Source organism: Cupriavidus sp. 291-E7 (genome assembly GCF_057798835.1).
In genome coordinates this window covers 270,985-295,739 of the sequence record NZ_JBYOJV010000004.1, presented here as the reverse complement: position 1 = coordinate 295,739, position 24,755 = coordinate 270,985, and the positions used below count along the sequence as shown (strand labels likewise).

Sequence of the window (24,755 nt, the reverse complement as noted above, 5' to 3'; positions counted from 1 at the left end):
CGTACACGTGGGCCTTTTTTTGTTGGGCAGACCGCCCGCACACCGGACGCCATGAACGCATTGCCGACACCGCTGGCCGCGCCGATCGTCGCCGCATTGAATCACCTGATCGAACAGGAGCCGTGGGCCTGCAGTCTGCTGGCGCCATTTGCCGGACGCATCATCCGGTTCGATGCCGCCGCGTTCACGCTGTCGCTCAGGGTTACGGACCAGGGCTGCATCGAGCAGGCCGCCGGAACCGAGGCGGCGGCGGTGACGTTGATCGTGCCGCTGCAACAATGGCCGCTGGTAGTGGCCGATGTCGCGGAAGGCGGGCAGGCGGCAGCAATGCGCCATGTGCGGATCGACGGCGACGCCGAGCTGGCCAACGTGGTGTCGACGCTCGCGCGCAACCTGCGCTGGGACGCCGCCGAAGATCTGTCGCGCGCGCTGCGCGGCGTGATGGGTGGCCCGATCAGCGACAGCGTGGCCCAGCGCGTGGTGGACGGCGCCCGCCAGGTGCACGAAAGTGCCACGCGCGTGGGCAAGGCGCTGCTCGACAACGTGACCGAATACCTGCTCGACGAACAGCCGACCCTGGTGCGCCATGCGGCGCTGGAGGGGTTTGGCACTGATGTCGCACGGCTGCGCGATGATCTGGCGCGCCTCGAAAAACGGCTGGAACGCCTGGAACGCATGGGCGAACAGGGAGACCAGGCGCCGGGCTCGCTCCCGTCGGCCCACCGCTAACCGCCATGTCGCTCCCCGATGCCGCACTGCGCGGCGCTGCTATCTGAACATCCCGAATGACCCGCCTGCTGCGTCTCTGCAAGATTATCTTCGTCATCCTGTACTACGGGCTCGACGAACTTGTGCTGTCCGGTTTCAAGAGCCGGCGCATCAAATTCCTGGTTCGCGTCATCACCATCGGCCGCAAGCTCGAACAGCCGCGGGGCGAGCGCCTTCGCATGGCGCTGACCGCGCTGGGGCCGATCTTCGTAAAGTTTGGGCAGGTGCTGTCCACCCGTCGCGATCTGATGCCGCCCGACATCGCGGACGAGCTGGCCAAGTTGCAGGACCAGGTGCCGCCGTTCGATTCGGCGGTGGCGGTGAAGATTGTCGAGAAATCCCTGGGTAAGCCGCTGACGGAGCTGTTCGAGAATTTCGAGCACCAGCCCGTGGCCAGCGCGTCGATTGCGCAGGTGCACTTCGCCACGCTGCGCGGCGGCCCGAACCACGGCCGCGAGGTGGCGGTGAAGGTGCTGCGGCCGGGCATGCTGCCCGTAATCGACAGCGACCTCGCACTGATGCGCGATATGGCCACCTGGCTGGAGCGGGTCTGGGTGGACGGGCGCCGCTTGAAGCCGCGCGAGGTAGTGGCCGAATTCGACAAGTACCTGCATGACGAGCTGGACCTGATGATCGAGGCGGCTAACGCCAGCCAGCTGCGCCGCAACTTCGCCGACAGCGATCTGCTGTGCGTGCCCGAGGTGTTCTGGGACTGGTGCACCAGCACCGTGTTTACGATGGAGCGGATGCACGGCATTCCGATCTCGCGCACGGAATCGCTGAAAGCCGCGGGCGTGGACATGCACAAGCTGGCCGAGGAGGGCGTGGAGATCTTCTTCACGCAGGTCTTCCGCGACGGCTTCTTCCATGCGGACATGCACCCGGGCAACATCCTGGTGTCCGTGCAGCCGGAGACGTTCGGCCGCTATATCGCGCTCGACTTCGGCATCGTCGGGGCGTTGTCCGAGTTCGACAAGAACTACCTGGCGCAGAACTTCATTGCGTTCTTCCGCCGGGATTATCACCGTGTGGCGTTGCTGCACGTGGAGTCCGGCTGGGTGCCATCGGAGACGCGGGTCGAGGAACTGGAGTCGGCCGTCCGGGCCTGCTGCGAGCCGTATTTCGACAAGCCGCTGCGCGAGATCTCGCTGGGCATGGTGCTGATGCGCCTGTTCCAGACGTCGCGCCGGTTCAACGTGGAAATCCAGCCGCAACTGGTGCTGCTGCAGAAGACGCTGCTCAATATCGAAGGCCTGGGGCGCCAGCTCGATCCGGACCTCGACCTCTGGAAGACCGCCAAGCCGTTCCTGGAACGCTGGATGTACGAGCAGGTTGGCTGGCAGGGAGCTTGGGAGCGCGTCAAGGTCGAGGCCCCGCAATGGGCCAAGATGCTGCCCGACTTCCCGCGCCTGGCGCACCAGTTCCTGGAGCGCCGCGCCTTGCAGAGCAACGGCGAGCAGGAGCGGCTGCTGGCCCAGCTGGTGCAGGAGCAGCGCCGTACCAACCGCCGGCTTTCCACGGCCCTGATGCTGGTGGGCGGCTTTCTGGCCGGTATCGTGATCGTTCAGGCGCTGGCCTGGGCGGGCTACTGGTAAGCCTGCCGAAAGGCGCCGTGCGCCCCACGCTGCACCGTGCAGGTGCCAGTGTGGGGATTTGACCTCGCCCGGGGAATTTTTTCCTTCCCGGCGGGTCTCCGTCGCTATAATCCGCGTTTTGATTCGGCTACGACCGCCATGCCCCTCCCGGGCGCCCGCGGCCCCGACCGATGAATTGGACTCCGGGCGGAGTCAGCCTGGAGCATCCCAGGCATCCGGCCGGCTTTCGGTTTTTCGCCTCCAGGGCATTTCTGGCAAATTGGGATAGGGCAGCGGCATGCTGATCTGGTTCGTCATCATCTATTGGGTTATCTCGGTCGGCATCGGCCTGTGGGCGGCGCTCCGCGTGAAGGGCACCGCCGACTTTGCCGTCGCGGGCCGCAGCCTGCCGTTCTACATCGTCACCGCCACGGTTTTTGCCACATGGTTCGGCTCCGAAACCGTGCTCGGCATCCCCGCCGTGTTCCTCAAGGAAGGCCTGTCGGGTGTTGTGTCCGACCCCTTCGGCTCCTCGCTCTGCCTGATCCTGGTGGGCCTGTTCTTCGCCCGGCCGCTGTACCGGATGAACCTGCTCACGATCGGCGACTACTATCACAATCGCTACGGCCGCCTGGCTGAAGTGCTGACCACGCTGTGCATCGTGGTGTCGTACCTGGGCTGGGTGGCGGCGCAGATCAAGGCGTTGGGCCTGGTGTTCTATACCGTGTCGGACGGCGCGCTGTCGCAAGAGGCCGGCATGATGATCGGCGCGGCCAGCGTGCTGGTGTACACGCTGTTCGGCGGCATGTGGTCGGTGGCGGTGACCGACTTTATCCAGATGATCATCATCGTGATCGGCATGCTCTACATCGGCTACGAGGTGAGCGGGCAGGCCGGTGGCGTGACGGCCGTGGTGTCGCACGCGGCGGCGGCGGGCAAGTTCGAATTCCTGCCGTCCCTCGATATCGTCCAGATCATCGGGTTCGCGGCCGCGCTATTTACGATGATGCTCGGCTCGATTCCGCAGCAGGACGTGTTCCAGCGCGTGACGTCGTCGCGCACGGAGCAGATTGCCGGCCGCGCGTCGGTACTGGGCGGCGTGCTGTACTTCTTCTTTGCCTTCATCCCGATGTTCCTGGCCTATTCGGCCACGCTGATCGACCCGCAGATGGTCGAGAAGTACATCAATTCCGATTCGCAACTGATTCTGCCGCAGTTGATCCTGAACCACGCGCCGATGTTCGCGCAGGTCATGTTCTTCGGCGCACTGCTGTCGGCCATCAAGAGCTGCGCCTCGGCCACTCTGCTGGCGCCGTCGGTGACATTCGCGGAGAACATCCTGCGGCCGTATTTCCGCCATCTCAGCGACAAGCAATTCCTGCGCGTGATGCAGGCGGTGGTGCTGGTCTTCACGACGCTGGTCACGCTGTTCGCGCTCAATTCGCACCTGTCGATCTTCCATATGGTTGAGAACGCCTACAAGGTGACGCTGGTGTCGGCCTTCGTGCCGCTGGCGTTCGGGCTGTTCTGGAAGCCGGCCACGCGCCAGGGCGGCCTGCTGGCCATCGTGCTGGGGCTGACGTCGTGGCTGACGTGCGAGATTACGATGGCCAATGCGACGGTGCCGCCACAAATGGTGGGGCTGCTGTTCTCGATCAGCGGCATGGTGTTTGGATCGCTGCTGCCGCAATGGATCAGCGACCGGCCGCCAGTCCGTGAAGTGCATATTGCTTAACTTTTAAGCATTTGGGGGAAATCGTGATGATTACGCCCCCGAAAGCCCCTATTTCCTGCCGGTAGACGCCCCGCCGACGGTTTATAATCCGAGGCTTTGCATCGTCGCGCGTGCCGTTTTTTTGGGCACCTCGCCCTTGTCGATCCGGGCGGCGCTGCCATCTACCCGCTTTACGTTTCAGATTTCCACGAAAGAACCATGCCGATCTATGCCTACCGTTGCGACGCCTGCGGACACGGGCGCGATGTGCTGCAGAAGATGAGCGACGCCCCGCTCACGGACTGCCCATCCTGCGGCGCCGCCGGGACCTTCAAGAAGCAGCTGACCGCGGCTGGCTTCCAGCTCAAGGGCTCGGGCTGGTACGTGACGGATTTCCGTGGCGGCAGCGGCGGCACCAGCGCGCCGGCCGCAACCTCGACCAGCGCCCCCGCCGCTGACGCCGCGCCCGCCGCGTCGTCGTCGTCGTCGTCGTCGACCACGGCATCGGCCGCCCCGGCTGCCGCCGGCGGCAGCGCCGGTTCGTCCGCCAGCCACTGAGCGCCAGGCAAGCCGTGGCTACCAAGAAAACTTCCGCCATCAAGACCTGGTTCCTGACCGGGTTGCTCGTGCTGGTGCCGCTTGGCATCACGCTGTGGGTGCTCAACCTGATCATCGGCACGATGGATCAGAGCATGGCGCTGCTGCCCGTGGCGTGGCAGCCAGAGAACCTGTTCGGGCGCCGCATTCCGGGTCTGGGCGCGATCCTGACCCTGCTGTTCATCCTGCTGGTGGGCGTGCTCGCGCACAACTTCATCGGCCAGCGCCTGGTACGCTGGTGGGAGGCGCTGCTGGGCCATATCCCCGTGGTTGGCCCGATCTATACCAGCGTGAAGCAGGTGTCGGACACGCTGCTGTCGTCGTCCGGCAATGCGTTCCGCAAGGCGCTGCTTGTGCAGTATCCGCGCGAAGGGTCGTGGACTATTGCGTTTCTGACCGGTCGCCCGGGCGGAGACGTGCAAAATCACCTGCAAGGCGAATATGTCAGCGTGTACGTGCCGACGACGCCGAACCCGACTTCGGGCTTCTTTCTGATGATGCCGAAGGCCGACACCATTGAGCTCGACATGAGCGTCGACGCGGCGCTCAAGTACATCGTGTCGATGGGCGTGGTGGCGCCGACCGAACTGCCGCGCAAGAACGGCGGTGAGATCCACCCGGCCGAGGCTGTGATCGCTGCCGACGAAGTCGCCGACACCCATACCAACTGATTGCGCGCGGCTGCTTCGCGGCCGCGTATTACAGGGAATCTCTCCTATGTCTTCCATGCGTACACACTACTGCGGTCTGGTGACCGAACAACTGAACGGCCAGGAAGTGGCCCTGACGGGCTGGGTGCAGCGCCGCCGCGATCATGGCGGCGTGATCTTCGTCGATCTGCGCGACCGCGAAGGCCTGGTGCAGGTGGTGTGCGATCCGGATCGTCCGGAGATGTTCAAGGCGGCGGAAGAAATCCGTAACGAGTTCTGCATCCGCGTGGTGGGCAAGGTGCGTCCGCGTCCGGACGGCACCGAGAACAGCAACCTGACCTCGGGCAAGATCGAGGTGCTGTGCCATGAGCTGACCGTGCTGAACCCGTCGGTCACGCCCCCGTTCCAGCTCGACGACGACAACCTGTCGGAAACCACGCGCCTCACGCACCGCGTGCTGGACCTGCGTCGTCCGCAGATGCAATACAACCTCCGCCTGCGCTACAAGGTGGCGATGGAGGTGCGCAAGTACCTGGACGCCCAGGGCTTCATCGACATCGAAACCCCGATGCTGGGCAAGAGCACGCCCGAAGGCGCGCGTGACTACCTGGTGCCGTCGCGCGTCAACCCGGGCCATTTCTTCGCGCTGCCGCAGTCGCCGCAGATCTTCAAGCAGATGCTGATGGTCTCGGGCTTCGACCGCTACTACCAGATCACCAAGTGCTTCCGTGACGAGGACCTGCGCGCCGACCGCCAGCCCGAATTCACGCAGATCGACTGCGAGACGTCGTTCCTGACCGAGCAGGAGATTCGTGACCTGTTCGAAGACATGATGCGCACCGTGTTCAAGAACGCCATCGACGTGGACCTGGACGCCAAGTTCCCGGTGATGGAGTTCCACGAGGCGATGGCCCGCTTCGGCTCGGACAAGCCCGACCTGCGCGTCAAGCTGGAATTCACCGAGCTGACCGAGGTGATGAAGGACGTCGACTTCAAGGTGTTCTCGGGCCCGGCCAACAGCGACAACGGTCGCGTGGTGGGTCTGCGCGTGCCGGGCGGTGGTGCCATTTCGCGCGGTGAAATCGATGCCTACACGCAGTTCGTGGCGATCTACGGCGCCAAGGGCCTGGCCTGGATCAAGGTCAACGAAGTGGCCAAGGGCCGCGACGGCCTGCAGTCGCCGATCGTGAAGAACCTGCACGACGCCGCGATTGCCGAGATCCTGAAGCGCACCGAAGCCAAGGACGGCGACATCATCTTCTTTGGCGCCGACAAGGCCAAGGTCGTCAACGATTCCATCGGCGCGCTGCGTCTGAAGATCGGCCATTCGGAATTCGGCAAGAGCACCGGCCTGTTCGAGGACACCTGGAAGCCGCTGTGGGTGATCGACTTCCCGATGTTCGAGTACGACGAGGAAGATGCCCGCTGGGTGGCCATGCACCACCCGTTCACGAGCCCGAAGGACGAGCACCTGCAGTACCTGGAAACCGATCCGGGCAAGTGCATCGCCAAGGCCTACGACATGGTGCTGAATGGCTGGGAAATGGGCGGCGGTTCGGTGCGTATCTACCGCGAGGACGTGCAGAGCAAGGTGTTCCGCGCGCTGAAGATCGGTGACGAGGAAGCCCGTGCCAAGTTCGGCTACCTGCTGGACGCGCTGCAATATGGCGCGCCGCCGCACGGTGGCCTGGCCTTCGGCCTGGACCGTATCGTGACGATGATGGCCGGTGCCGACTCGATCCGCGACGTAATCGCCTTCCCGAAGACGCAACGTGCGCAGGATCTGCTGACCCAGGCCCCGAGCCCGGTCGACGAAAAGCAGTTGCGCGAGCTGCATATCCGCCTGCGTGCCCAGGAGCCGAAGACGACCGCCTGATCGGTATCTGTCTCCTGTTCCGCTGGCCGGATCATTCCGGTTCGGACATGAAAAGCCGCGCGAAAGCGCGGCTTTTTTGTTTGCGCAGCAAGGATGCGTTTCGATTTGTTACGACTTGGAACGAAGCGCGCCCCCATGATGTCTTTCTGCCTGATGCACGCACGATGCTGGCCCACCCGAAAGGCCGCCGTGACGTGGGAGGACAAGACCAATGCTGCAACTCGATACGGAAACGATCCGGGCCTTCGTGCTGGCCCACTCGGAAACCATCCTGACCTGGCTGGTGGCCGGGCTGCTGATGATGCTGCTGGCGCGCTTCGAGCTGCGCCGCGCGGTGCGCCGGTCGGCGCAGGCGATGTCGGAATCCGTGGCCACCACGGTGGCCGCCTGCGTCCCCGATATCGCACATGCCGTGCAGGGCGCGCAGCCCGCGCCGGACTATGCGCAGGCTCAGCAGGGCAGCGAACCCTTCGCGGCGCAGCGCGCCGAAGCGTTGCGCAAACTGGCCCTGGACACGGTTGCCACGGTGATGGCCCGCGGCCGCTGGCTGGAGGACGTCGGCAATCTGCGCCTGCCGGAGGATGCCCTGCTGTCGGGCCGCCGTGCCGGTGGCGCGGATCCGCTGCTCGTGGTGGCGCCGCAGCCCGTGGTGCAGGCTTACCTGACGGCCCAGCGCACGTTCGACGACGAAGCGTCGCGGCTGCAGACCCATCGGCGTGAAGCATTGCGCCTGCAGGAGACGCTGCAGCAGCTCAGCGCGGAAGCCGCGCATCTGGAGCAGGAAACCGCCAGCATCGTGATGCGTTTCGAGCAGGTCAACGCCCAGGCCGCGCAGGGCGTGGAAGCCGGCGATTATCAGCGCTTCCTGATCCAGAAATACAACCAGCTGGGTTTGCGCGAGAAGGAAATTGGCCAGGAACGTGCGGAGCTGGCCGCTCAGGTGCGCGAAAGTAACGATGCACTGGCCGAACATGCCCATGTGGCGTCGCAGCGCTATACGCAGGCGCTGGCCCCCTTGATGCAGCAGCTGCGTGCCGCCTGGGGGCATGGCGATTCGCCCGAGGTGTTCGACACGTGGCTGCGCGGCATGCCGGGCGTGGCGCCGGATGGCATGGCGACGCCCGCTCCCTCGAATCCGCACTTTCTGACCCCCCGGCAACCGGGTGAGCATACGGTTGCCTGATTCCACATCGCGGTAATCGGACAGTGGAGGACGCCCAAGCCAGCGCCGCTGCGCTATGCTTGGGTTCTGTCGCTTTTTCCGCCCCATGCGCTACAAGATTCCCGAATCAGTACTGGTCGTCATCCATACGCCAGACCTGCAAGTCCTGTTGATCGAGCGTGCCGACCGGCCAGGCTATTGGCAATCGGTCACGGGCAGCCTCGATGCCGAAGACGAGCCGCTGGCGGCAACCGCGGCGCGCGAGGTGGCCGAGGAAACCGGCATCATCGCCGAACGCTATCTGCTGACCGACTGGCGGCACACGATCGACTACGAAATCTATCCACAATGGCGCCACCGCTATGCGCCCGGCATCACGCGCAACACCGAGCACTGGTTCGGCCTGTGCGTGCCGGAGCCATTGCCCGTGACGCTGGCGCCGCGTGAACACCTGCAGTTCGAATGGATGCCCTGGCAGGCCGCGGCGGAACGCTGCTTTTCGAGCAGCAATGCCGAGGCGGTGCGGCAACTGGCGTGGCGCACCGCTGCCGAAAGTGGAGTGACGCGATGAAGCTGCGCGTCGTGACCTACAACATCCACAAGGGCGTGAAAGGGTTCACCGGCAAGCCCCGCATTCAGAGCGTGCGCACCGGCCTACAATCGATGGACGCCGATATCGTGTTCCTGCAGGAAGTGCAGGACCGCAACGACCGCCTGATTGCCGCCGAGCTGTTCGATCCCGACCACACCCAGCTCAATTACCTGGCCACGGACGCCTATCCGCATTCGGTCTACGGCCGCAACGCGGTGTACGAGCACGGGCATCATGGCAACGCGATCCTGTCGCGGCATCCGATCCTGATGTCGGAGAACCTTGATATTTCAGATCACCGCTTCGAGCAGCGCGGGCTGCTGCATGCGGTGGCGGATATCAATGGTGTGGAAGCGCATCTTATCTGCGTGCATTTCGGGCTTTTCGCGCGCAGCCGCGTGCGTCAGGCCAGCGCGCTGGTGGAGCGTGTGCGGTCGGTGGTGCCGGACGGTGCCCCGCTGGTGATCGCCGGTGATTTCAACGACTGGAACCACAAGCTAGACAGCAAGATCTGCAACACGCTCAACGCCGTGGAGTCGGCCCACGCCAAGAACGGCCGCATTCATACCTTCCCTAGTCACATGCCGTGGTGGCAGCTCGATCGCATCTATGTGCGCGGCTTCGATATCGAGCGCACGCAGGCGCTGACTGGGCGCGAGTGGGCCGAGCGCTCGGACCACGTGCCGCTGATGGCCGAACTGGCGCATCGCATGGCGATTCCAGAGGCGTAAAGCGCGGGACTTGCGTCAGTGTGATGCCAGGTAGTCGCGGATCCAGCCGTAGATGGCGTCAACGTCGGCCAGATCGATCACCGGCAGCGTAGTCTGCCCAACCACCTCGTCGATGGCATCGGTGGCCACCGCCACCACGCCTGGCACCTCGGCCCAGAGCGGTGACTTGCCGTTGGCGGGCCGGTAGATTTCCAGCTTCGGGAAATCGCTCCACTTGTAGCCCTCGACCATGACCAGATCGGTGTCGGGCGGCAGCACCGCCAGCGCTTCGCCAATTTCCGGCGAAGCCTTGTCCTCCGGAAAATGGCGCATCAGCGTCAAGTGGCGGGCGCCCACCAGCACCACGTTTTCGCAACCGCCCTGACGCATGCGCCACGAATCCTTGCCAGGTGTATCAGGATCGAAACCGTGGTGCGTGTGCTTGATGCCGGCCACCCGCAGGCCGTCGGCCACGAAGCGGGGAATCAACTGATCCAGCAGCGTTGTCTTGCCGCTGCCCGACGAGCCGGCGATACCGAATACCTTCACAATGCTTTCCTGTAGGGCGTCCACAATGCCCTGACAATAGCAGAGTTGGACTGGGCCATGTGCAGGAGCCGCCCATTGGTCGATAATCGAGCCCATGTCACGGATCTACGATCGCAATACGCCCTCGGACACTGCGTCGCCCGCGCCCGCGCAAACGCCCGGCATACCGGCGTCCGTGCAGGAATTGCGCTCCGCCAGTGCGCAGGCCAAGGCCAGGCTGATGCACTGGGTGCGCCGCCGCGGCAGCCCCGTGCCGGGCAATCTTGTCGACCTGCTGCGTAACGGGCAGGAGTTCTTTCCGGCGCTGATTGCCGAGATCGATGCGGCGCGCGTTCATGTCGTGGTGGAAACCTATATCTATGCCGACGATGCAGTGGGCGCGCGCGTTAGTGCCGCGCTGATTGCGGCAGCGCAGCGTGGCGTCGATGTCCGGCTCGTGGTCGACGGCTTCGGGGCAAACGATATGCCCGCGACGCTTCAGGATCGCCTGCGGGCCGGTGGCGTCAATCTGGAAATCTACCGGCCGCTGCGCGGATTCAAGCTCGCGCGGCGCCATCTTCGGCGGCTGCATCGCAAGATTTCGGTGATCGACGGCAAGGTCGCGTTCGTGGGCGGCATCAATATCATCGACGACCACAACCACGGTCCGATCGATCTGCCCGAGGTGGGGCCGCGCTACGACTTTGCGGTGCGCGTGCGCGGGCCGCTGGTGGCGCAGATCGCATTGGCTTCGGCGCGCCTGTGGTTCCGCATTGCACAACGGCGCGGACTGCGCGAAACCGCGAGCGCGTTTGCCGAAGTCGAAACGTTGACGCGCGGCGCGCGCCAGGCGCGCAACGATATCCAGCCCGGTGGGGTACCCGCCGCGCTGCTGCTGCGCGACAACCTGCGCAACCGCCGCACGATCGAGCGCGAATACCTCTATGCATTGGGATCGGCGCGTCACGACGTGATTCTGGCCAACGCCTACTTTCTGCCTGGCCACAAGATGCGCCGGGCGTTGCTGGCCTGCCGCGAGCGCGGCGTGCGCGTACGGCTGTTGCTGCAGGGCATGGTCGAATACCGGCTCCAGCACTACGCCACGCACGCGCTCTATGCGCGGTTGCTGGAGGCCGGCGTCGAGATCTACGAATACGAGGAAAGCTTCCTGCACGCCAAGGTGGCGGTCATCGACGATACCTGGGCGACGGTCGGATCGAGCAACATGGATCCATTCAGCCTGCTGCTGGCGCGCGAGGCCAACGTGGCTGTCTACGACGCCGTGTTCGCCGACACGCTGCGCACGCGGCTGGAGCGCGCGATGGCGCAGCGCAGCGCGCGCGTGATGCCCGAAGTGCACGCGCGGCTGCCGCGTTTGCGCCGGTTTGCCAATTGGGCGGCCTACTACGTGTTGCGTCTCGGCGTCGTGATCGCGGGCGTGACAGGGCGCTACTAAGCCGTCACACGGTAACATGCTGCCGTGCCACAGGCCCCTCGGGCCCGCATCCCCGTATTGCGCGATTTCACGCGGTTTTTAAGCCGTTGCTGCAATGCGCCGCAAATGGAGTCCGTGTGGGCCCGTATTCCCCGTGTGTTTAGAAACACCGGTCTAATTAAATACTTGATGCCAGTCGGCCTCGCCAGAATAATCTGAACGACCGTTCTTTTTTGGCTTAGACTTCGAGCATTTACGATGGCGTTTTGGCTGTCGTTGTGCCTGGCGCACATAGTGTCAGGCCAGAAAACAGCATCCGGAAGGGTGCTGCAGAGAACGGAGAGAAAACCATGCGACACCAGTCAGTTCGTCTTGAATCCGCCGCCGCCCCCGCACCCTTGCGCAAGGGTGAGATGACGCGCGTGGCGATTCTCGATGCCGCACTGGAACTGTCGTCCCGCGACGGGCTGGAAGGGCTGACCATCGGCCTGCTCGCGGAACGCATGCAGATGAGCAAGAGCGGTGTGTTCGCGCATTTCGGTTCGCGCGAGGACCTGCAGGTGGAAGTGGTGCGCGAGTATCACCGCCGGTTCGAGCAGGAGGTTTTTTATCCCTCCTTGCAGGAGCCACGCGGTCTGCCTCGCCTGTGGTCGATGGTACGGCGCTGGATGGAAAAGCGCATCCAGGAAGTGACCACGGGTTGCATCTACATCAGCGGGGCGGTCGAGTACGACGATCGCGCGGAAAGCCCGGTACGTGACGAGCTGGTCAAGAGCGTCACGATCTGGCGAGCCGCGCTGCTGCGTGCGATCGACCAGGCAAAGGAAGAGGGGCATCTGCGCACGGATTGCGATCCGCGCCTGATGCTGTTCGAAATGTACAGCCTTGAACTAGGCTTGCATCACGACGCCCGTTTTCTGCGCCTGCCGGACAGTGCCGAACTTGCTATGGTCGCGCTCAACAAACTGATTCAGTCTTACCGAACCTGAGCCGCCCCCGGGCAACGGTCGCACGCGTCCCCTCCAGGGCGTGCGGCATGCGCGTGTGGCGGCACAAGCAAACCTCCAAGGAGTTTTTGATGGGCCAGTACACCGCACCGTTGCGCGACATGCAGTTCGTGCTCCATGAACTGCTCGGCGCAGAAGCCGAACTCAAGGCGATGCCGCAGCACGCGGATATCGACGCGGACACCATCAACCAGGTTATCGAAGAAGCCGGCAAGTTCTGCTCGGACGTGGTGTTCCCGCTGAACCAGCCCGGCGACCGCGAAGGCTGCACCTACGTCGGCGACGGCGTGGTGCGTGCGCCGAAGGGCTTCAAGGAAGCCTATCAGCAGTACGTAGAAGCCGGCTGGCCGGCGCTGGCGTGCGACCCCGAATTCGGCGGCCAGGGCCTGCCCATCATCGTCAACAACGCGCTGTACGAAATGCTGAACTCGGCAGGCCAGGCGTGGACGATGTACCCGGGCCTGTCGCACGGCGCCTATGAAGCGCTGCATGCGCACGGCACACCCGAACTCAAGCAAGCCTACCTGCCCAAGCTGGTTTCCGGCGTGTGGACCGGCACGATGTGCCTGACCGAGCCGCATTGCGGCACCGACCTCGGTATCCTGCGCAGCAAGGCCGAACCGCAGGCCGATGGCTCGTACGCGATCACCGGCACCAAGATCTTCATCTCGGCCGGCGAGCACGACCTTGCCGAGAACATCATCCACCTGGTGCTGGCGCGTCTGCCGGACGCCCCGCAAGGCACCAAGGGCATCTCGCTGTTCGTGGTGCCGAAATTCATCCCCGATGCCAGCGGCAACCCGGGCGAGCGCAATGGCATCAAGTGCGGCTCGATCGAACACAAGATGGGCATCCACGGCAACGCCACCTGCGTGATGAACCTGGACGGCGCGCGCGGCTGGCTCGTGGGCGAGGCCAACAAGGGCCTGAACGCGATGTTCGTGATGATGAACGCGGCACGCCTGGGCGTGGGCGCGCAGGGCCTGGGCCTGACCGAGGTGGCTTACCAGAACTCGCTCGTCTACGCGAAGGACCGTCTGCAGATGCGCGCCCTGACCGGCCCGAAGGCTCCGGAAAAGGCGGCGGACCCGATCATCGTTCACCCGGACGTGCGCCGCATGCTGCTGACGCAGAAGGCGTATGCCGAAGGCGGCCGCGCGTTCAGCTACTGGACCGCGCTGCAGATCGACCGCGAACTGTCGCACCCCGATGAAGCCGTGCGCAAGGAAGCAGGCGACCTCGTGGCGCTGCTGACGCCGGTGATCAAGGCCTTCCTGACCGACAACGCATTCACGTCGACCAACGAGGGCATGCAGGTGTTCGGCGGCCACGGCTACATCGCCGAATGGGGCATGGAGCAGTACGTGCGCGACGCCCGCATCAACATGATCTACGAAGGCACCAACACGATCCAGTCGCTGGACCTGCTGGGCCGCAAGGTCCTGGGCGACATGGGCGCCAAGCTGAAGGCCTTCGGCAAGATCGTGCAGCAGTTCGTCGAGGAAGAGGGCACCAACGAAGCGATGCAGGAATTCGTGAACCCGCTGGCCGACATCGGCGACAAGGTGCAGAAGCTCACGATGGAAATCGGCATGAAGGCGATGGGCAACCCTGACGAAGTGGGCGCTGCCGCGGTGCCGTATCTGCGCGTGGTGGGTCACCTGGTGTTCTCGTACTTCTGGGCACGCATGGCCAAGATCGCGCTCGAAAAGCAAGGCAGCGGCGACAAGTTCTATGTCAGCAAGCTGGCCACCGCACGCTTCTACTTCGCCAAGCTGCTGCCGGAAACCGCTGCGGAAATCCGCAAGGCCCGCGCTGGCAGCGCAACGCTGATGGCACTGGAAGCCGATCTGTTCTGATGGGATTGACTCCCTTCTCCCGCCAGGCGGGAGAGGGGGGCAACACAGACAGTACCGAACCTCTCTCCTCAAACGCTCACGACTCTAGGAGCGCGCATGTCCAATTTCATCGTCAAGAAAGTCGCCGTGCTGGGTGCCGGCGTCATGGGGGCGCAGATTGCCGCTCACCTGGTCAACGCCCGCGTGCCCGTGGTGCTGTTCGACCTGCCGGCCAAGGAAGGCCCGAAGAACGGCATCGCCACGCGAGCCATCGAGAATCTCAAGAAGCTGTCGCCCGCGCCGCTGGGTATCAAGGACGAAGCGGGTCTGATCCGCGCGGCCAACTACGAGGACGACATCGAACTGCTGAAGGAATGCGACGTGGTGATCGAGGCGATCGCCGAACGCATGGACTGGAAGCACGATCTCTACAAGAAGGTGGCGCCGCACCTGGCGCCGAACGCGATCTTCGCGACGAATACCTCGGGCCTGTCGATCACGTCGCTGTCCGATGGCTTTGACGCCGACCTGAAGGCGCGCTTCTGCGGCGTGCACTTCTTCAATCCGCCGCGCTACATGCATCTGGTGGAGCTGATCCCGACCGCGACGACGAAGCCGGAGATCCTGGACCGCCTGGAAGCGTTCCTGACTACCACGCTCGGCAAGGGCGTGGTGCGTGCCAAGGACACACCGAATTTCATCGCCAACCGCGTGGGGATTTTTTCGATCCTGGCCGTGTTTGCCGAAGCCGAGAAGTTTGGCATTCCGTTCGATATCGTCGATGACCTGACCGGTACCAAGCTGGGCCGCGCCAAGTCGGCCACGTTCCGCACGGCCGACGTGGTGGGTCTGGATACGATGGCGCACGTGATCAAGACCATGCAGGACGGCCTGGGCGGCGATCCGTTCTCGGCTGTCTACAAGACGCCGGCTGTGCTGAAGGGTCTGGTCGACGCGGGCGCGCTGGGCCAGAAGACCGGCGCGGGCTTCTACAAGAAGGAAGGCAAGGCCATCAAGGTGCTGGACGCCAAGACCGGCCAGTACGTCGATTCGGGCAAGAAGGCCGACGAGATCGTCGTGCGCATGCTGAAGAAGGACCCGGCCGAGCGTATCAAGCTGCTGCGTGAATCGACCAACCCGCAGGCGCAGTTCCTGTGGACGGTGTTCCGCGACGTGTTCCAGTACATCGCCGTCTATCTGGAGCAGATCGCCGGCTCGGCCGCCGACATCGACCTGGCCATCCGCTGGGGTTTCGGCTGGAACTCGGGTCCGTTCGAGGACTGGCAGGCCGCCGGCTGGACGCAGGTGGCGCAGTGGGTCAAGGAAGACATCGACGCCGGCCGCGCGCTGGCCAATGTGCCGCTGCCCGCCTGGGTGCTGCAGGGCGCCGTTGCCGACAGCGGCGGTGTGCACACGGCACAGGGCTCGTGGTCGCCGGCGACCAGCAGCTTCGTCAAACGCGCAGCGCTGCCGGTGTACGAGCGCCAGGTGTTCCGTGCCGCGATCAAGGGCACCGATGCCGCGGACCCGCGCCGCGCCGGCAAGACCATCGAAGAGAACGATGGTGCGCGCATCTGGACCAGCGAAGGCGCTGACGACGTGCTGATCATCTCGTTCAAGAGCAAGATGAACACGATGGGGCCGGACGTTCTGGACACGATCGCGCGTGCCGTGGATCTGGCGGAAGCCGGCTACAAGGGGCTGGTCGTGTGGCAGCCGACGTCGCTGCAACTCGGCGCGCCGGGCGGTCCGTTCTCGGCCGGTGCCAACCTGGAAGCCGCGATGCCGGCGTTCATGATGGGCGGCGCCAAGGGCATCGAACCGTTCGTGAAGAAGTTCCAGGACACGATGATGCGCGTGAAGTATGCGGCGGTGCCGGTAGTGCCTGCCGTGTCGGGCATCGCACTCGGCGGCGGCTGCGAGCTGATGCTTCAGTCGGCCAAGCGCGTGGTGGCGCTGGAAAGCTACGTCGGCCTGGTCGAAGTTGGCGTGGGCCTGGTGCCCGCCGGCGGCGGCCTCAAGGAGGCTGCGATTGCCGCTGCCAAGGCGGCGCAGGCAGCGGGCAGCACGAACTATCTGAACTTCCTGACCAACCGCTTCCAGGCGGCCGCGATGGCCAAGGTGTCGACCTTGGCGCTGGACGCCGAGAAGATCGGCTACGTCCAACCGACCGACACCATCGTCTACAACGTCCACGAACTGCTGTATGTGGCGCAGAGCGAAGTGCGCGCGCTGGCCAACGCCGGCTACCGTGCACCGCTGCCGGGTCAGCTGATTCCGGTGGCCGGCCGCTCGGGCATCGCCACGATCCAGGCATCGCTGGTGAACATGCGCGACGGCAACTTCATCTCGGCGCACGACTTCCTGATTGCTTCGCGCATCGCCGAAGTCGTGTGCGGCGGTGACGTCGAGGCCGGATCGCTGGTCAGCGAAGAGTGGCTGCTGGCGCTGGAACGCAAGGCATTCATCGAGCTGCTGGGTACGGGCAAGACGCAGGAGCGCATCATGGGCATGCTGCAGACTGGCAAGCCGGTGCGCAACTAATCCCGCCAACGAGGAACCGACATCATGAAACAACTGCAAGACGCCTACATCGTTGCGGCTACCCGTTCGCCGATCGGCAAGGCCCCCAAGGGCGCGTTCAAGAACACCCGTCCCGATGATCTGCTGGCCACGATCCTGAAGGCCGCCGTGGCCCAGGTGCCGAGCCTGGACCCGGCGCTGATCGAGGACGCGATCGTTGGCTGCGCGATTCCCGAAGCCCAGCAGGGTCTGAACGTGGCGCGTATCGGCGCGCTGCTGTCTGGCCTGCCTAACACGGTAGGTGGCATCACCGTGAACCGCTTCTGCGCCTCGGGCCTGTCGGCGGTGGCGATGGCCGCCGACCGCATCCGCGTGGGCGAGTCCGATGTGATGATCGCCGCCGGCGTGGAATCGATGAGCATGGTGCCGATGATGGGCAACTCGCCGTCGATGTCGCCGTCGATCTTCGAGCGCGACGAGAACGTGGGCATTGCCTACGGCATGGGCCTGACCGCCGAGAAGGTGGCCACGCAGTGGAAGGTGAGCCGCGAAGATCAGGACGCGTTCTCGCTGGCATCGCACCAGAAGGCCATCGCCGCGCAGCAGGCTGGCGAATTCAAGGACGAGATTACCCCAATCGAGGTAGTCGAGAAATTTCCGGACCTCGCCACTGGCCAGGTCAGCGTCAAGACGCGTACTATCGCGCTGGATGAAGGTCCGCGTCCCGATACGTCGGTGGAAGGGCTGGGCAAGCTGCGCCCGGTGTTCGCCAACAAGGGCAGCGTGACGGCCGGCAACAGCTCGCAGACGTCGGACGGCGCCGGTGCGCTGATCCTGGTTTCGGAAAAGATCCTCAAGCAGTTCAACCTGGTGCCGCTGGCCCGCTTCGTATCGTTCGCGGTGCGTGGCGTGCCGCCGGAGATCATGGGGATCGGCCCGAAGGCCGCGATTCCTGCCGCGCTGAAGGCTGGCGGCCTGACGCAGGACCAGATCGAATGGATCGAGCTGAACGAAGCGTTTGCCGCGCAGTCGCTGGCGGTGATGCGTGACCTGGAACTCGATCCGGCCCGTGTGAACCGCATGGGCGGCGCCATTGCGCTGGGCCACCCGCTCGGCGCGACCGGTGCGATCCGCTCGGCCACCGTGGTGCACGCGCTGCGTCGCCACAACCTCAAGTACGGCATGGTCACCATGTGCGTGGGCACGGGCATGGGCGCCGCCGGAATCTTCGAGCGCGTCTAAACGCGCCGCTGGGACAGTCCTTGGGGAAGGGCTGTCCCAACCTTCGATCAGATGAAGAAATGTATGGACACGAAGATGCCAACACGTTGACGCACTGACACGGAGGAGAACAAAAACATGCAGGAGACCGCCATTCTGGCCGACGCGGCGTGCGATATGCCGCGCGCGATGATGGACGCGCTGGGCGTCCGCACCATTCCATTCCGTATTCGCGCTGGCGACCGCTTTGTCGTCGATACGCGCGACGAGGCCGCGTTGCCGGACCTCTATCAGCAATATCTGGTCGGCAAGCAGGACCACTACGCCGAATCGATTCCGCTGCTCGAACGCGAACTCGAAGACCATCTGCTCAAGAACGTGGTGGCCGGTTGCGACCGCGCCATTCTGCTGACGATCGCCAGCAGCCGCAGCAAGCTCTATTCGAATGCCACGGGTGCCGTGGTGGGCACCGTCGCACGCAGCTTCAAGCTGCGCAAGGACGCAGGGCGCAGCGGCCTGTTCGATCTGACCGTGATCGATACCGGCGCAATCGGGCCGGGCCAGGCGCTGATTGTGCGTGAAGCCGCGCGAATGCTTGCCGATGGCGCAAAGGCCGCGGACGTGGTCGACGCGGTGGAAAACCGCCTGCGCGACGCGGCCCATATGTTCCTGATCCCCGACGAGTTGCTGTACATGTACACGCGCGCGAAGCTAAAGGGCGAGAACAGCATCACGTGGAGCCGCTACATGCTGGGCAGCGCGTTCAATATCCGCCCCGTGATCCGCATGCATCAAGGTCAGACCGAAGCCATTGCCAAGGCGCGCGGCGCCGAGGACGGCGTGCGCCGCCTGCTGGGCCATGTGGAAGCCTGCATCCGCGCGAAGTGCCTGATGACGCCGGCTGTGGCCGCTGCCTATGCGGGTGACATGGATGAAGTGGAATCGTGGCCGGCCTGGCAATCGCTGGCCAAGACCGCGGACAAATATGACGTGACGCTGATGCTGGCGCCGATGAGCCTGACCGTGGCGCTCAACGTGGGCGCGGGCGCGTTTGGCCTGAGTTACCTTTCCGACATGCCGCCACCGTTTGTGTGAGCGGCGACTTTGCATCACGACCGAGACGAGGAAGACATGAGCATTGCCACCCGCATCGACCAGGGCATTCTGACCATTGGTTTCGATCGCATCGAGAAGAAGAACGCCATCACCGCCGCCATGTACCAGAGCATGGCCGATGCGCTGCGTGCCGCCGAGACCGACAACGCCGTGCGCGTGATCGTGATCGAAGGCAAGCCCGAGATCTTCACGGCCGGCAACGACCTCGAAGACTTCATGAAGCGCCCGCCGACGCAAGGCAGCGATGGCGCGCAGCCGCCGGTGTTCCAGTTCCTGCACGCCATCAGCCACGCCAGCAAGCCCGTTGTGGCGTCGGTCAGCGGCGCGGCAGTGGGCATTGGCACCACGCTGCTGCTGCACTGCGACCTGGTCTACGCGTCGGACACCGCCAAGCTGTCGCTGCCGTTCGCGCAACTGGGCCTGTGCCCGGAGGCCGCATCGAGCCTGCTGCTGCCGCGCCTGGCCGGTTACCAGCGCGCCGCCGAGAAGCTGCTGCTGGGCGAGGCATTCAGCGCGCAGGAGGCGTTTGCGATCGGTCTGGTGACGAAGGTGCTGCCGGTAGCCGAGCTGTCGGACTACGTGCGCCAGCAGGCCGCCAAGCTGGCGGCGCTGCCCGCGTCGTCACTGCGCGAGACCAAGCGGTTGATGAAGGGAGACGATGTCGCGGCCGTGGAGAAGAAAATGGCCGAGGAAGGCGAAGTGTTCCGGCGCATGCTGGTGGCACCCGAAGCCAAGGAGGCATTCACGGCGTTCTTCGAAAAGCGCAAGCCGGATTTCTCGAAGTTCGACTGAAGGATCAACGCTAACGCTTGTTTGTTCCCCTCTCCCGTCTTACGGGAGAGGGGCCGGGGGAGAGGGCCGGGAGTCCGATCAACGACACGTCGAATGTCGCGTCGGAACCGCCTTGCCCTAACCCCTCTCCCGCAGGCGGGAGAAGGGAATCAACCTCCAAATCAGGCCGGCAGCACCCTCGGTTGCCGGCTTTCATCCGTGGCTACGTACGTCAGCGTGGCCTCCGTCACCTTGACGATCTCGTGGCTGTGGCGCATCCGTTGCGCATATACCTCGACGGACACCGTGATCGAGGTGCGTCCCGTTTTGACGATATCGGCGTAGAAGCTGACCAGATCGCCCACGAATACAGGGTGCTTGAACAGGAACGAGTTCACAGCCACCGTGGCCACGCGGCCCTGGGCGCGCTCCACTGCCGGAATCGATCCGGCGATATCCACCTGGGCCATGATCCAGCCGCCGAACACGTCGCCGTGCACGTTGGCGTCGGCGGGCATCGGTACCACGCGCAGGGCCGGGTTCTTGCCGGCGGGCAGTTCGGAGATGGGGGCGGAAGTGGACATGTCGGCGATGGATGAGAGCGGGAAATACGGGGAATTCATAAGGCGATGAGGCGGTGGCCTGCCGGACCCGTCGATCTCTGCGACAATCGCGGCATTGGCACGAATTCTAACGTATGCGCCGCTATTCCACGACCGCCGAGCCCGCCCCCGCCGAGCCGGCCAATTCCCTATTCAAAGGCGCTGGCGCGCCGCGCAGCGACTGGCAGACCGTCCGCAACCTGCTGCCCTATGTCTGGCACTACAAGTGGCGCGTGATGCTGGCGCTGACCTGCCTGGTGGCCGCCAAGGTGGCCAACCTGGGTGTGCCGGTGCTGATGAAGAAGCTTGTCGACAGCATGGACCTCAAGGCCGGCGACCCCACCGCGCTGCTGGTGGTGCCGGTGGGCCTGATCGTCGCGTATGGGCTGCTGCGGCTCTCGGGTTCATTGTTCACCGAGTTGCGGGAAATTCTCTTTTCCAAGGTGACGCAGAGCGCGGTGCGGGAAATTGCGCTGCAGGTGTTCCGCCATCTGCATGCGTTGTCGCTGCGCTTTCACCTGGAGCGGCAGACCGGTGGCATGAGCCGCGACATCGAGCGCGGCACTCGCGGCATCCAGTCGCTGATCTCGTACTCGCTGTACAGCATCCTGCCCACGCTGGTGGAGATGTCGCTGGTCGTCGGCTTCTTCTTCCTGCACTACGACATCTGGTTCGCGGCGATCACGCTGTGCGCGCTGGTCGGCTACATCGTGTTCACGATCGTCGTGACCGAGTGGCGCACGCATTTCCGGCGCAAGATGAACGAGCTGGATTCGCGCGCCAACCAGAAGGCCATTGATTCGCTGCTGAACTTCGAGACGGTCAAGTACTTTGGCAACGAGGAATACGAGGCGCGCCGCTACGACGAGAACCTGCGCACGTACCGCGCCGCGGCGATCCGCTCGCAGAATTCGCTGTCGTTCCTGAACTTCGGCCAGCAGGCCATTATCGCCACGGGCCTGATCCTGATTCTGTGGCGCGCCACGGTGGGCGTGGCGGCGGGCAAGCTTACGCTGGGCGATCTGGTGCTGGTCAACACGCTGATGATCCAGCTCTACATTCCGCTGAACTTCCTTGGCGTGATCTACCGCGAGATCAAGCAGGCCACCACCGACATGGACCGCATGTTCGTGTTGCTCGGCACCAACCAGGAAGTGGCCGACTCGGCCGATGCGCCGGCGCTGCGCGTGAACGGTGCGGAGGTTCGCTTCCGCCATGTCGGCTTTGGCTACGAATCGAACCGCGTGATTCTGCAAGACGTCGATTTCACGATCGCGGCAGGCAGCACAACGGCCGTGGTCGGCCACAGCGGCTCCGGCAAGTCCACGCTGGCCCGGCTGCTGTTCCGGTTTTATGACGCGACGCAGGGCGGCATCGAGGTGGATGGGCACGACATTCGTGCCGTACGCCAATCCACGCTGCGTGCGTCCATCGGCATCGTGCCGCAGGACACGGTGCTGTTCAACGACAGCATCTACTACAACATCGCCTATGGCCGGCCCGATGCAACGCGGGAAGAGGTCATTGCCGCCGCGCGGGCGGCACAGATCGACCATTTCATCAGCGAGCTGCCGCAGGGCTACGACACGCCGGTAGGCGAACGCGGCCTGAAGCTGTCTGGCGGCGAGAAACAGCGCGTAGCCATCGCGCGTACGCTGCTCAAGAACCCGCCGATCCTGGTATTCGACGAAGCCACCTCGGCGCTGGACTCGCGCACCGAGCAGGCGATCCAGGCAGAATTGATGCGGCTGGCCCAGAACCGCACCACGCTGTTGATCGCGCACCGCCTGTCGACGGTGGTCCATGCCGACCAGATCCTGGTGATGGATCACGGCCGAATCATCGAGCGCGGCACCCATGCCGACCTGATGCGCGCGAACGGCCGTTATGCCGAGATGTGGCAGATCCAGGCGCGCAACGCCGCGAAGGGATCGCCCGACGCTGATGCGCGCGATATCGAGGTCGGCGACGCAACCCAGGACGCCTGACGATTGTCGACAATCACTGCCGGCAACGCATGCCGACAGTGGGCCGCGCACAATCATGGACCGTCAATGCACCGCGCTCACGCCTTTTGGCGGTGCATGACGATGCGGTGAAAAGCTGGCACGTCCCTTGCGAAAAGTCCTCTCCAGAGAGATCAACAACTGGAGAAGGTCAATGCCGCAATCCCCCGTGCGCCGTCATCTGCTGAAGCTGTGCACTGCATTGGGCACCATCACGGTGCTGTCGACACTCTGCGCAGGCACCGCGCAGGCGCAGGCCACCACCAAGGTCCGCTTCCAGCTCGACTGGCGTTTCGAAGGGCCGTCCGCGCTGTTCCTGCTTGGCGAGCAGAAGGGCTACTACAAGGCCGAGAAGCTCGACGTGGCGATCGACGCCGGCAACGGATCGGGCAACGTGGTGAACCGCGTGGCATCGGGCACGTACGACATGGGCTTTGCCGACCTGGCGTCGGTGATGGAGTTCTACGGCAATAATCCCGACGCGAAGAACCGGCCCGTCGCCGTGATGATGGTCTACAACAACACGCCCGCCGCCGTGCTGGCGCTGAAGAAGTCGGGCATCAAGTCGCCGAAGGACCTGGCCGGCAAGAAGCTCGGCGCCCCGGTGTTCGACGCCGGCCGCCGCGCGTTCCCGATCTTTGCCAAGGCCAACGGCCTGCAGGCCGCGTCGTTCAACTGGCAGGCGATGGACCCCACGCTGCGCGAGACCATGCTCACGCGCGGGGACCTGGATGCCATCACCGGTTTTTCGTTCACGTCGATCCTGAACCTGAACGCGCGTGGCGTGAAGGATGAAGACATCGTCGTGCTGCCGTATCCGCAGTACGGCGTGAAGCTCTACGGCAACGCGATCATCGCCTCGGAGCAGTTCCTGAAAAGCAATCCCGAGGCCGTGAAAGCCTTCCTGCGCGCGTTTGCCAAGTCGGCCAAGGATGTGATCGCGCATCCGGAAGAAGGCATCAAGGCCGTGAAGGCACGCGACGGCATCATCGACGAGAAGCTGGAAGTCCGTCGCCTGAAGATCGCGCTGGATAGCGTGGTGAAGTCGCCCGATGCCAAGGCCGAAGGCTTTGGCCGGGTCAACAAGCCGCGTCTGTCGCTGATGGCTTCGCAGGTGGCCGACGCCTTTGCCACCAAGGGCCGTATCAACCCCGATGCACTGTGGACCGATGCCTACCTTCCGTCGGCCGCCGAGCTGGACGTGTTGCGATGATGGCGCGCGAAGCCCCGATGCCCGCCTCGGGCGGTGCGCTCATGGAAGGCCCGGGCGCCGGGCCATTCGTCGACTTCAACCGCGTCTGGCTCGCCTATGACGACGAACTGGCACGGCGCCGGGAATTCGCCGTCGAGGACATCTCGTTGCAGGCGGCCCAAGGCGAGTTCATCGCCATCGTCGGCCCATCGGGCTGCGGCAAATCGACGTTCATGAAGCTGGCCACCGGCCTGCGCCCGGCCACACGCGGCGTGGTCACGATCAACGGTGCCAAAGTCACAGGTCCGCTGCAGCAGGTAGGCATGGCGTTTCAGGCGCCGACGTTGCTGCCGTGGCGTACCACGCTTGCCAACGTGATGCTGCCGCTGGAGATCGTCGAGCCTTACCGTTCGACGATGCGCAGGAAGCGCGCGGAGTACGAGGAGCGCGCGCGTGCTCTGCTGAAGACCGTGGGGTTGTCGGGCTACGAAGACAAGTACCCGTGGCAACTGTCGGGCGGCATGCAGCAGCGCGCGTCGATCTGCCGGGCATTGATCCATGAGCCGCGCATGCTCCTGCTCGACGAACCGTTCGGCGCACTGGATGCGTTCACGCGCGAAGAACTCTGGTGCGTGCTGCGCGACCTGTGGCAGGCGCAGCGCTTCAACGTGATCCTGGTCACTCACGATCTGCGCGAGGCCGTGTTCCTGGCCGATACCGTCTACGTGATGAGCGCGCGGCCCGGCCGCATCCTGCTGCGCCGCGAAGTCGACCTGCCGCGGCCGCGCCCGCTGGAAGTCACCTACACCGAACCCTTTGCCGAACGCGTGCACGAACTGCGCGAGAAGATCGGCCACGTCAGGCAGCATTGAA

General features: G+C 64.4%; 21 protein-coding genes. 19 read left to right on the top strand and 2 right to left on the bottom strand.

The window, feature by feature from the left end; all coding sequences use genetic code 11:
- Positions 1-51 precede the first annotated feature (51 nt).
- From AC3FLX_RS09955 to AC3FLX_RS09915, 9 genes are all read left to right on the top strand, one after another.
- Positions 52-729 carry a ubiquinone biosynthesis accessory factor UbiJ gene (locus AC3FLX_RS09955; protein ID WP_488696065.1) on the top strand — a complete coding sequence of 226 codons (678 nt, stop codon included), beginning with the start codon at positions 52-54 and terminating at the stop codon, positions 727-729.
- A 56-nt stretch (positions 730-785) separates the two neighbouring features.
- Entirely contained in the window at positions 786-2,363 is a 1,578-nt protein-coding gene (gene ubiB, locus AC3FLX_RS09950; protein ID WP_488696063.1) for a ubiquinone biosynthesis regulatory protein kinase UbiB, read from the top strand.
- Between the two features lie 277 nt (positions 2,364-2,640).
- The gene (locus tag AC3FLX_RS09945; RefSeq protein WP_488696061.1) at positions 2,641-4,077 is read left to right on the top strand and encodes a high affinity choline transporter 1; all 1,437 of its coding nucleotides are present in this window, start codon (positions 2,641-2,643) and stop codon (positions 4,075-4,077) included.
- A 198-nt stretch (positions 4,078-4,275) separates the two neighbouring features.
- Positions 4,276-4,614, top strand: a complete 339-nt coding sequence (locus AC3FLX_RS09940) for an FmdB family zinc ribbon protein (protein ID WP_488696059.1) — start codon at positions 4,276-4,278, stop codon at positions 4,612-4,614.
- A 14-nt stretch (positions 4,615-4,628) separates the two neighbouring features.
- Entirely contained in the window at positions 4,629-5,324 is a 696-nt protein-coding gene (locus AC3FLX_RS09935; RefSeq protein WP_488696057.1) for a DUF502 domain-containing protein, read from the top strand.
- A 46-nt stretch (positions 5,325-5,370) separates the two neighbouring features.
- Positions 5,371-7,179, top strand: a complete 1,809-nt coding sequence (gene aspS, locus AC3FLX_RS09930) for an aspartate--tRNA ligase (protein WP_488696055.1) — start codon at positions 5,371-5,373, stop codon at positions 7,177-7,179.
- A gap of 214 nt (positions 7,180-7,393) precedes the next feature.
- Positions 7,394-8,362 (top strand): phytochrome family protein, encoded by a 969-nt coding sequence (locus AC3FLX_RS09925; RefSeq protein ID WP_488696221.1) that lies wholly within the window; start codon positions 7,394-7,396, stop codon positions 8,360-8,362.
- A gap of 85 nt (positions 8,363-8,447) precedes the next feature.
- Positions 8,448-8,912, top strand: a complete 465-nt coding sequence (gene nudB, locus AC3FLX_RS09920) for a dihydroneopterin triphosphate diphosphatase (RefSeq protein ID WP_488696053.1) — start codon at positions 8,448-8,450, stop codon at positions 8,910-8,912.
- On the top strand, positions 8,909-9,664 hold the full coding sequence (locus AC3FLX_RS09915) for an endonuclease/exonuclease/phosphatase family protein (protein ID WP_488696051.1): 756 nt from the start codon (positions 8,909-8,911) through the stop codon (positions 9,662-9,664). Before nudB ends, AC3FLX_RS09915 begins: the two co-directional genes overlap by 4 nt.
- Positions 9,665-9,679: 15 nt before the next feature.
- Here the strand turns inward: AC3FLX_RS09915 and mobB are convergent, their stop codons facing one another.
- Positions 9,680-10,192 carry a molybdopterin-guanine dinucleotide biosynthesis protein B gene (mobB, locus tag AC3FLX_RS09910; protein WP_488696049.1) on the bottom strand — a complete coding sequence of 171 codons (513 nt, stop codon included), beginning with the start codon at positions 10,190-10,192 and terminating at the stop codon, positions 9,680-9,682.
- 220 nt (positions 10,193-10,412) lie between these two features.
- On the opposite strand from mobB, the gene clsB reads away from it, so the two are divergent.
- From clsB to AC3FLX_RS09875, 7 genes are all read left to right on the top strand, one after another.
- Positions 10,413-11,627 carry a cardiolipin synthase ClsB gene (gene clsB, locus AC3FLX_RS09905; RefSeq protein ID WP_488696219.1) on the top strand — a complete coding sequence of 405 codons (1,215 nt, stop codon included), beginning with the start codon at positions 10,413-10,415 and terminating at the stop codon, positions 11,625-11,627.
- Between the two features lie 377 nt (positions 11,628-12,004).
- On the top strand, positions 12,005-12,595 hold the full coding sequence (locus AC3FLX_RS09900) for a TetR/AcrR family transcriptional regulator (RefSeq protein WP_488696217.1): 591 nt from the start codon (positions 12,005-12,007) through the stop codon (positions 12,593-12,595).
- Between the two features lie 89 nt (positions 12,596-12,684).
- A complete protein-coding gene (locus AC3FLX_RS09895; RefSeq protein WP_488696047.1) occupies positions 12,685-14,472 on the top strand; it encodes an acyl-CoA dehydrogenase C-terminal domain-containing protein in 1,788 nt (595 codons plus the stop codon).
- A 96-nt stretch (positions 14,473-14,568) separates the two neighbouring features.
- Complete coding sequence (locus tag AC3FLX_RS09890) at positions 14,569-16,995, top strand: 3-hydroxyacyl-CoA dehydrogenase NAD-binding domain-containing protein (protein WP_488696045.1); 2,427 nt, start codon at positions 14,569-14,571, stop codon at positions 16,993-16,995.
- A 21-nt stretch (positions 16,996-17,016) separates the two neighbouring features.
- Positions 17,017-18,216 carry an acetyl-CoA C-acyltransferase gene (locus AC3FLX_RS09885; protein ID WP_488696216.1) on the top strand — a complete coding sequence of 400 codons (1,200 nt, stop codon included), beginning with the start codon at positions 17,017-17,019 and terminating at the stop codon, positions 18,214-18,216.
- A 117-nt stretch (positions 18,217-18,333) separates the two neighbouring features.
- Complete coding sequence (locus AC3FLX_RS09880; protein ID WP_488696043.1) at positions 18,334-19,290, top strand: DegV family protein; 957 nt, start codon at positions 18,334-18,336, stop codon at positions 19,288-19,290.
- A gap of 36 nt (positions 19,291-19,326) precedes the next feature.
- Positions 19,327-20,103: an enoyl-CoA hydratase gene (locus AC3FLX_RS09875; RefSeq protein WP_488696041.1), complete on the top strand. Its 777-nt coding sequence runs from the start codon at positions 19,327-19,329 to the stop codon at positions 20,101-20,103.
- A gap of 161 nt (positions 20,104-20,264) precedes the next feature.
- Here AC3FLX_RS09875 and AC3FLX_RS09870 read toward each other — a convergent pair whose 3' ends face one another.
- Positions 20,265-20,666 carry an acyl-CoA thioesterase gene (locus AC3FLX_RS09870; RefSeq protein ID WP_066739509.1) on the bottom strand — a complete coding sequence of 134 codons (402 nt, stop codon included), beginning with the start codon at positions 20,664-20,666 and terminating at the stop codon, positions 20,265-20,267.
- A 113-nt stretch (positions 20,667-20,779) separates the two neighbouring features.
- Between AC3FLX_RS09870 and AC3FLX_RS09865 the strand changes: the two genes are divergently transcribed.
- The 3 genes from AC3FLX_RS09865 to AC3FLX_RS09855 all read left to right on the top strand — a co-directional run bounded on the left by AC3FLX_RS09865 (position 20,780) and on the right by AC3FLX_RS09855 (position 24,754).
- Positions 20,780-22,672 (top strand): ABCB family ABC transporter ATP-binding protein/permease, encoded by a 1,893-nt coding sequence (locus tag AC3FLX_RS09865; protein ID WP_488696038.1) that lies wholly within the window; start codon positions 20,780-20,782, stop codon positions 22,670-22,672.
- A gap of 172 nt (positions 22,673-22,844) precedes the next feature.
- Positions 22,845-23,903 carry an ABC transporter substrate-binding protein gene (locus AC3FLX_RS09860; protein WP_488696037.1) on the top strand — a complete coding sequence of 353 codons (1,059 nt, stop codon included), beginning with the start codon at positions 22,845-22,847 and terminating at the stop codon, positions 23,901-23,903.
- Complete coding sequence (locus AC3FLX_RS09855; protein ID WP_488696035.1) at positions 23,900-24,754, top strand: ABC transporter ATP-binding protein; 855 nt, start codon at positions 23,900-23,902, stop codon at positions 24,752-24,754. Before AC3FLX_RS09860 ends, AC3FLX_RS09855 begins: the two co-directional genes overlap by 4 nt.
- The last annotated feature ends 1 nt before the right edge of the window (position 24,755 follow it).